The organism is Streptomyces sp. SID3343, from assembly GCF_009865215.1.
Lineage (GTDB): Bacteria > Actinomycetota > Actinomycetes > Streptomycetales > Streptomycetaceae > Embleya.
On record NZ_WWJX01000421.1, the window covers coordinates 1 to 8,233 of the forward strand.

7 protein-coding genes are annotated in these 8,233 nt (G+C 73.7%); 5 read left to right on the forward strand and 2 right to left on the reverse strand.

Going from position 1 to position 8,233, the window contains the following annotated elements:
• Positions 1-165 precede the first annotated feature (165 nt).
• The 4 genes from GT354_RS13780 to GT354_RS13795 are packed head-to-tail and all read left to right on the forward strand — an operon-like array spanning position 166 to position 5,369.
• The gene (locus GT354_RS13780; protein WP_161356595.1) at positions 166-1,443 is read left to right on the forward strand and encodes an oligosaccharide flippase family protein; all 1,278 of its coding nucleotides are present in this window, start codon (positions 166-168) and stop codon (positions 1,441-1,443) included.
• On the forward strand, positions 1,440-4,166 hold the full coding sequence (locus GT354_RS53945) for a glycosyltransferase family 2 protein (protein ID WP_346012018.1): 2,727 nt from the start codon (positions 1,440-1,442) through the stop codon (positions 4,164-4,166). The genes GT354_RS13780 and GT354_RS53945 overlap by 4 nt, the downstream gene beginning before the upstream one ends.
• Before the next feature lie 34 nt (positions 4,167-4,200).
• Positions 4,201-4,554, forward strand: a complete 354-nt coding sequence (locus GT354_RS13790) for a hypothetical protein (RefSeq protein WP_161356596.1) — start codon at positions 4,201-4,203, stop codon at positions 4,552-4,554.
• Positions 4,551-5,369 (forward strand): polysaccharide deacetylase family protein, encoded by an 819-nt coding sequence (locus GT354_RS13795; protein ID WP_161356597.1) that lies wholly within the window; start codon positions 4,551-4,553, stop codon positions 5,367-5,369. The genes GT354_RS13790 and GT354_RS13795 overlap by 4 nt, the downstream gene beginning before the upstream one ends.
• A gap of 17 nt (positions 5,370-5,386) precedes the next feature.
• Here the strand turns inward: GT354_RS13795 and GT354_RS13800 are convergent, their stop codons facing one another.
• On the reverse strand, positions 5,387-6,175 hold the full coding sequence (locus tag GT354_RS13800) for a glycoside hydrolase family 16 protein (protein ID WP_161356598.1): 789 nt from the start codon (positions 6,173-6,175) through the stop codon (positions 5,387-5,389).
• Positions 6,176-6,208: 33 nt separating this feature from the next.
• A complete protein-coding gene (locus GT354_RS13805) occupies positions 6,209-7,528 on the reverse strand; it encodes an ATP-grasp domain-containing protein (RefSeq protein WP_161356599.1) in 1,320 nt (439 codons plus the stop codon).
• A 110-nt stretch (positions 7,529-7,638) separates the two neighbouring features.
• Here GT354_RS13805 and GT354_RS13810 point away from each other — a divergent pair.
• Positions 7,639-8,233, forward strand: a 595-nt coding sequence (locus tag GT354_RS13810; RefSeq protein ID WP_161356600.1) for a SidA/IucD/PvdA family monooxygenase, incomplete at its 3' end; no start/stop codon positions are given.

An 8,233-nucleotide genomic window follows, 5' to 3' on the forward strand; every position in this document is an offset into this window, starting at 1 on the left:
CCTGCGCCACGCCCTGGAGCGCACCCGCACCCTCGGCCCGCCCGACACCCACCGGTCCGCCCGGCTCACCGGTCTGGAACGACGCGCGCTCGCGGGCGCGCCGCTCGCCTACCTGCACTCGCGGGTGCGCATGCGCGGCGTTCGCGCCCCGTGGGAGCAGGCCCGGTGACCCAGGCCCAACTCCGCCGGCCCACCGCGCCGCGCGTCGATCCACTGCTGCGCAACGGCCATGTGCTGACCGCCGGTTCGCTCGTGACGTCCGTACTCGGCGCGGGCTACTGGGCGCTCGCGACCCGCTGGTACGGCGACGCCGTCGTCGGCCGCACCTACGCCGCCGTGGCCGCGATGATGCTGCTCGCCGGGCTCGGTCAACTCGGCCTGGCCAACGTTCTCGTACGGTTCCTGCCCGAAGCCGGAGACGACCGCCGCCGCCTGGTCCGGGCCGCCTACGCCGCCGCCCTGGTCGGCACCCTCACCGTCGCTGTCGCGTTCACCACGCTGATCCCGCACCTCGCGCCCGGTCTCGGGTTCCTGCACACACCCGCCGCCGGGTGCTGCTTCGTGGCGACCACGGTTGCGTACGCGCTGTTCGCGGTGCAGGACGGCGCGCTCACCGGGCTGCGCCGACCCGGCCTGGTCGTGGCCAAGAACAGCCTCTTCGCGCTCGCCAAGATCGTCCTGGTCGCAGCCCTCGCCACCGCGCTGCCCACGACCGGAATCCTGCTGTCCTGGACGCTCGCCCTCGCGCTGACCCTGGTCACGGTGGACCGCCGGCTGTTCGCCCGGCTGCTCCCGCGCCGCGCGGGCCGGCCCACCCGACCCGGGCGGGCCCGCTCGATCGCGCGCTACGCCGGCGCCGACCACCTCGGCACGCTGTGCTGGCTGGCCGCGACCACGCTGCCGGCGATCATCGTCCTGGAACACGCGGGGCCCGAGGAAAGCGCCTACTTCTCGCTCGCGTGGGTGGTCGCCCACACGCTGTACCTGGTCAACCTCAACATGAGCGCCTCTCTGTTGGTCGAGGCCGCCGGCGACGTCGCGGCGCTCGCCGCCGGGTGCCGGCGCGTGCTCGTCCACACCGGAGCCCTGCTCGCCCTCGCGATCACCGTGCTCGTCGTCGGCGCGCCGCTGGTGCTGCGCGTCTTCGGCAGCGGCTACGCGCGAGGCGGCACCACCCTGCTGCGGCTCCTGGCGCTGTCCGCACTCCCACACGTGGTCGTCGCGACGGCGCTCACCGCGTGCCGCGTCCTGGGCCGCATGCGCGTGGTCGTCGCCGTCCAGGCCGCACTCGCCGCGACCGTACTGACCCTGACCGTCGTCCTGTTGCCCGTCCTGGGGGTCCTCGGCGCCGGCGTCGCCTGGCTCGCCGGGCAGACCGCCGCCGCCCTCGCCCTCGTCGCCGCGCGCCGGGTCTGGCTGCCGCAACCCGGGAGACCCGCGTGACGGACACCTCGCCCCGCACCAAGCGCCTGGCCTGGGTCGCGCTCAAGGCCGACCTCGACCGCATCGCCGCCCCCACCCGCGCGCCCGTCCCGGCTCCCACGAGCACCCCTCGGCCGACCCTGACCGTCATCGTCTGCGCCTACACGATGGACCGCTGGGACGACCTCACCGCCGCCGTCGCCTCGATCCGCGCCCAGGACGAACCACCCGCGGAAACCATCCTGGTCGCCGACCACTGCCACGAACTCGCCGCCCGCGCCACCCGCGCCTTCCCCGACGTGCGCGTGCTGCGCAACCGCGGCCGGCGCGGCCTCTCCGGCGCCCGCAACACCGGCGTGGAGGGCGCGCGCGGCGACATCGTGGCCTTCCTCGACGACGACGCGCGGGCCGAACCCGACTGGACCATGCGCCTGCTCGACGGCTACACCGACCCCCACGTGCTCGGCGTCGGCGGGCGGATCCGGCCCGCGTGGGACACCGCCCGCCCCGCGTGGTTCCCCACCGAATTCGACTGGGTCGTCGGCTGCACCTATCGAGGCATGCCCGAACACGCCGCGCCGGTACGCAACCTGATCGGCGCCAACATGTCCTTCCGCCGCCGCGTCCTGATCGAGGCGGGCGGCTTTCGCACCGACCTCGGCCGGGTCGGCACCCGCCCGCTCGGCTGCGAGGAGACCGAGCTGTGCATCCGCGCGGCGGCCCGACACCGCGGCGGGACCCTCGGCTACGAACCGCTCGCCGTGGTCCACCACCGCGTCCCCGTCGCCCGCACCACGTGGCGCTACTTCCGCGCCCGCTGCTGGGCCGAAGGACTGTCCAAGGCCGCCGTCAGCCGGCACACCGGCGCGCGCCGCGCGCTCGCCGCCGAGCGCTCCTACCTGAGTTCGACCATCCCGCGTGCACTGGTCCGGCCGTTCGTCTCCGACGCGCGAGCGCCCAAGGCGACCGTCCCCGCGCTCGTCCTCGGCGTGCTCACCACCGCACTCGGCTACGCGACCGGCCGCGCCCGCGGCCTCGGCCGCGACCCCCTGCCCGGGCCCGGACGCCTCGCGCTCAAGGCGTTCGGCCTCCTCGCGCTGCCGGTCGCCGTACTGCTGTGGATCCTCGCGATGCGGACGCCGGTCGCGGTCGACCGGATGGGCGGACTCGGCCTGCTCGACGTGCTGCCCGGCCGGTACTGGTGCGCGCTCGGCCTGCTCACCGCCGGCTTCGCCGCCACCCTCCTCGACCGCGCCGCCCGCACCCCCCGACACGCGCTCTACACCGTCGCCCTCGTCACCATGCTGCACGCGACCCCCGCCGTGCTGTACGAAAACCTGCGCTACGCGTGGGCGTGGAAGCACGTCGAAGTCGTCGACCAGTTCCTGCGCCTGGGCACGACCGCGGACGACGCACGCGAGTTGACGCCCTATCACGAGTGGCCGGGGTTCTTCGCCGGGATCGCCGCCGCGGTGCGCGCGTGCGGCGTCTCCGACGCGCTCACCATCGCCGTGTGGTCGCCGCTCGCCTTCGACCTCGCGCTGATCGCACCGCTCGTCCTGCTCTACCGCAACTTCACCCGCAACCGCCGCATCGTCTGGGCGGCGGTGTGGATCTACTTCTCCACCGCGTGGGTGGGCCAGGACTACTTCGCGCCGCAGACCTTCGCGTTCGTGCTGTACGTGAGCATCCTCGCGCTCGCTCTGGACCGGCGCCGCCGCCCGCTCGCCACCGTCGCGCTGTGCGCGCCGCTCGTGCTCGCGGTGGTGACATCGCACCAACTCACCCCGATCATGCTCGTGATCGCCGCGCTCGCACTGGTGTGCACGCGCGCCTACCGCCCCGTCGGCGTGCCGCTGCTCGCGCTCACCGTCACCGCTGTCGCGGCCTGGGACCTCACCGTCGCCCGCCCGTTCGTCCTCGACCAACTCGCACTGGCGCGCGACCAATTGGGCCACTTCGGGGCCAACGCGAACTCGGGCATGGTCGACCTGGGCGCGGCCGACCCCGGACAGGTCCTGGTCGCGCAAGTGGACCGCGCGCTCACCGCCGCCGTGGTGCTGCTCGCCGTCGCGGCCCTGGTGCAACGGCCGAGGCTGCGCCGCTCACCGGCGGCGCTCCTCGCGCTCGCGCCCGTCCCGCTGCTCGCGGCCGGCACGTACGGCGGCGAAATCATCTTCCGGGTCTACCTGTTCGCGCTGCCGGCCGTCGCGTTCCTGGTGGCGTCCTGGCTCGCGCTCCTGTGCCTGCCCCGGCGTCGGCCGAGCCCCCGGGCGCTCGTCGTGCCCCTCGTGTTGACATTTCTGCTCACCGGATTCGTCTTCGGCTACTACGGCAAGGAACGGCAGAACCACTTCGACGACGGTGAACTCGCCGCCCGCGACACACTCGCCGCGGTGTCCGCGCCCGGCGACCTGATCGTCGCCGCGACCAACAACTTCCCCGGCGCGTACGCGGACTACGAGAAACAGGAACACCGCTGGTTCGCGATGGAGACACCGGCCCTGCGCGCCGCCGTCGTGCGCGACCCGGTCGCCGGCCTGACCACGCTGGCCGACGCGTACGACGGCGCCACCGCGTACCTGTTCCTGACCGCCGGCCAGCGCGCCCAGTGCGACCGGACCGGCCTGCTGCCCACCGGGGCCCTGGACCGCATGGACCGAACCCTCGCCGGGGCGCGGCGATTCACGCTCGTCCTGCGTGACCGCGACGCGGTGATCTACCGAATCGAGCCGTCTCGATGAACAGCCCCACTCGCTGCCTCCTGCCGGCCCTCGGATGAACAGCCCCACCCGCTGCCTCCTGCCGGCCCTCGCGGGCTGGCTCGCCTTCGCGGCCCTCGGGCTCCCCGAAGGCGGCCCCCTGCGGATCGTGATCGTGGTCGCGTTCGTGCTCTGCGGGCCCGGCTACGCCGTCGCCGGCGGCCGGGGCACGCCCCTGGCGACCGCCGTCACCGCGGTGGCCACCAGCGCCGCGTTGCTCGCCATCACCGCCGAGGCGTATCTGCTCGCCGGCGCGTTCACCGCGCCGCACGTGCTGGGCACACTCGCGGGCCTGACCACGAGCGCCGCGCTCGTCCGCACCGCCACCACGACGCCGGCCCCGCGCGTCGCGCGAAGGGAACCGCGATGACCGCCGACCACGCCGTGCCGGTACTGCTCTACCACTCCGTCCAGGACCACCCACCGCTGTGGATCGCGCCCTACACGGTCACCCCCGCGGTGTTCGCGAGACAACTCGACCGCGTCCTCGACAGCGGCCGGATCCCGATCGGCCCGGACCGCCTCGCCGAAGCCCTGCACGGCGGACGCGAACTGCCGCCCCGGTGCGTGCTGATCACCTTCGACGACGGATACGCGGACTTCGCCCGGCACGCGCTCCCGCAACTGGTCGAGCGCAACCTGCCGGCCACCCTGTACGTCACCACCGACGCGATGTGGCCCACCCCGCGCTCGCCGCTGCCGCCGGCCGCGATGCTCTCGTGGGCCGACTTGCGCGCCATCGCCGACGCCCCGGGGTTGACCATCGGCGCGCACGGCTGCACGCATCGCGAACTCGACACGCTGCCGATCGAGGAGATGCACCGCGAGATCATCGAGTCGCGGACCCGCCTGGAAGACGAAATCGACCGCTGCGTCACGTCGTTCGCCTATCCGTACGGATACAACAACGCCGCCGTCCGCGAGGCCGTGCGGCACGCGGGCTACACCACCGCGATGGCCGTTCGCGGTGCGTACAGCTCGGCCGAGGACGACCCGTGGCGGATCTCGCGGCTGATGCTGCGCGCGGACACCACGGCCGACGAACTCGACGACTGGCTCGACGGGTTCGGCCCCCGGGTGGCCCCCTTCCGCGACGGGCCGCAGACGTTCGGCTGGCGGGCCTGGCGGCAGACACGGGCCCGGTTGCGGGGCCACCCGGAACCGGTCGCCTCCCGGGCGGGTTGAGCCCGATGGCGAGCGCGTCAGCGCCGTTGCCACACCCGCACCGAGTCGATCCGCAGCTCGGCCGTGCGCACGTCCTCGGGCACCGGCCCGGGATAGCCCATCGCGAGGGTGAACAGCACCTCCATCGGCTCGTGCGGCACGCGTGCCGGATCGGTCACCTCGAACACCCGCTCGCCGTCGATCGACCACGTCAGCCGGGTCGAACTCCATTCCAGTGCGAAGCGGTGGAAGCGGGCGTCCCAGTCGCGGGCCGGCGACGCGTGGGTCTGCGCGAGACGAGCGCCGTCGGGCCCGAGCCAGTGCACCGTCGACATGGCCTCGCCGGTCGAGCCGATCAGTTCGACCACGTCGAGCTCGGGCGGCGTCCGCCTGGACGCGGGCATCAGCCAAAAGGCCGGGAACGAGTTCGGCGCGCGCGGCAGCATCAGCTCGGCCTCGACCCGGCCGTAGGTGAACGTGAAGCGTGGTCGGCCCGACCAGTCCGGCCGGCCGCTCGACACCATGCCCGAGGCCCACGGATACAGCACGCCGTCCGAACCGCGAGTGGGTTCGCGCACCGCCGACAGCACCGCCTGACCGCCTGCAACCCGCACGCGCTCCGGCCGGTACCACTGCTGTTCGCGGTTGCCCGCGTTGGTGCAGCCCTCGACGTTCCAGTCGTAGCACGTGACCCAGCGCCGCGAGTCGGGGGCAGACCCGTCGAAGTCGTCGGCGAACACCACCCGCCACCGCTCGGGCCCGGGCGGCGAGGTGCCACACGCGGCGAGCAGCGCGCAGATCACCAGCACGACCGCGCACCGGCGCATGCGACCTCCTCCACCGGCTCCCGGGCCCGAACCTCAGCCGCCGACCCGCCCACGACCACCGAACCGACCCGGCCCGTCCGGTCGACCGAGCCCACCGAGTCGGCCCAGCCCACCCGGCCCGCCGAGCCCGCCGAGCCCGCCCAGTCGGCCCAGCCGACCCAGTGCCGGGCCCAACGCCCGCACCGCCGCGACGGCCGCCGGCAGCGGATCGTCGTACGCGAGCCACGCGGCCTCCACGCCGCCTCGACCGGGCGCACTCGCGGGCCGACGCGCGAGTCCCGCCCGGCCCCGGTAGGCGCCGAACGCCGCGACGTCCAGATGCTCGGCCACGTAGCGCCGCCCCTCACGTTGGTCGGCCGCCGGGATCGGACGCCCGGTCAGATCCAGATGCAACGCCCGCACCACGTCGAGCCCGCCGGCGGTCTCGAACATCCGAAACTGCGCGCCCAGACGCGGATTGAAGTCCACGAGCTTGTAGCGCCCGTCGCGCAGGTCGAGCCGCCAGTCCAGGTCCGCGACCCCGCGATAGCCCACCGCCCGGCACAGCTCGGCCGACGCGCGCGCGAGCCCCGGATTGGCGACGGCCCGCGCGTAGGTGGTCACCCCCGCGTGCGCCGGCCAGGACCGCAACTTCACTCCGGTGAACACCGGAGCGCACGAGCCGTCGGCCGCCGCGTACAGATGCACGATCCAGTCCTGGGCGCACGCGCGCGGCAGGTACTCCTGAAGCAGCACCCCGCCCGGCGCGCCCACGAGCGCGAGCAGGCGCGGCTCGTCGCCGACGAGCGTGGTGCCCGAGACCACGGGCGCGCGCAGCCGCTCCCACGGGTCACGGTTCTTGACCACCACCGGGTAGCCCAACTCGCGCGCCTGCCCGAGCAGTTCGTCCCGGTTGCCGGGGAAGCGGGTGCGCGGGGTCGGCACGCCGTGCGCGACACACCGCTCGTACAGCCCGCGCTTGCCCGCGAGTCGGGCGGGCAGCTCCGGATCGACCTTGGGCAGCAGGAAGCACTCCGCGAGCCGGTCCTGCCACGTCGCGACCAACACCGCCGCCTCGTCGTCGGTGGGCACCAGGACGGCCCGCTCGGTCCACCGGGTCCCCCAGAGTCGCAACAGGCCGTCGACGAGCCGTACGGGTGCCTCCAGGCCCGTGGTGGGCCATACATGCCGCCGAGCCAGGTAACGCGAGAGGGCGGTCGGAGTGAACGAGTCCTCCACGACCGCGTGCACCGCGACTCCCGCGCGGCCGAGAGAGCGCACCGCGCCCACCGCGCCCTGATGCAGCGGATAGCGGCCGACCTTGAACAACAGGGCCGGCACCGACCGATCCAGTTCCACCCGTCGCACGACCATGGCGCAGCCTCCCCATCGGGACCTTTCTAGCAGCGTGAGTCACATTTCACCGCAAAACCAAACAATCAACCCAATCAATCGCAACACCGTCGACACCAAGGAGCAGGCTCATGACCGTTGCCATCGTCGGAGCGGGCCCCTACGGCCTCTCGCTCGCCGCGCACCTGCGCCAACTGGGCGTAATCGCACGGGTGTTCGGCGAACCGATGGAGACGTGGCGGCGACACATGCCCGCCGGGATGATCCTGAAGTCCCGACCGGGCGCGTCCTCGATCGCCGCACCACGCCCGGGATTCACCCTCGCCGCGTTCCAGCGGGGCCGGGGCGAGACGGTGTCGACCGGGGAACAGCCGGTGCCGCTGGCCACGTTCGTCGACTACGGACACTGGTTCGCCGACCGCCTCGTTCCCGAGGTCGAGCCGGAGCGGATCACCGGCATCGAACCGGCCGGGACCGGGACCGGCTTCGTGCTGTACCGCGGTGAAGCCGACGAACTGCACGTCGACGCGGTCGTGTTGGCCACCGGGCTCACCGCACACCGCTACGTCCCACCCGCTCTGGCCGGCCTGGACCGCACCCTCGTCTCGCACCCCGCCGACCACCCGGACCTGGCCGCACTCGCCGCGGACCGCGACGTGGTGGTGATCGGCTCGGGCCAGTCGGCTTTGGAGAGCGCGGCCCTGCTGCACGAGGGCGGCGCGAAGC

Coding starts and splice junctions, on each gene's coding strand:
- GT354_RS13790 (WP_161356596.1), top strand. CDS start 4,201: ATGAACAGCCCCACCCGCTGCCTCCTGCCGGCCCTCGCGGGCTGGCTC.
- GT354_RS13795 (WP_161356597.1), top strand. CDS start 4,551: ATGACCGCCGACCACGCCGTGCCGGTACTGCTCTACCACTCCGTCCAG.
- GT354_RS13800 (WP_161356598.1), bottom strand. CDS start 6,175: ATGCGCCGGTGCGCGGTCGTGCTGGTGATCTGCGCGCTGCTCGCCGCG.
- GT354_RS13805 (WP_161356599.1), bottom strand. CDS start 7,528: ATGGTCGTGCGACGGGTGGAACTGGATCGGTCGGTGCCGGCCCTGTTG.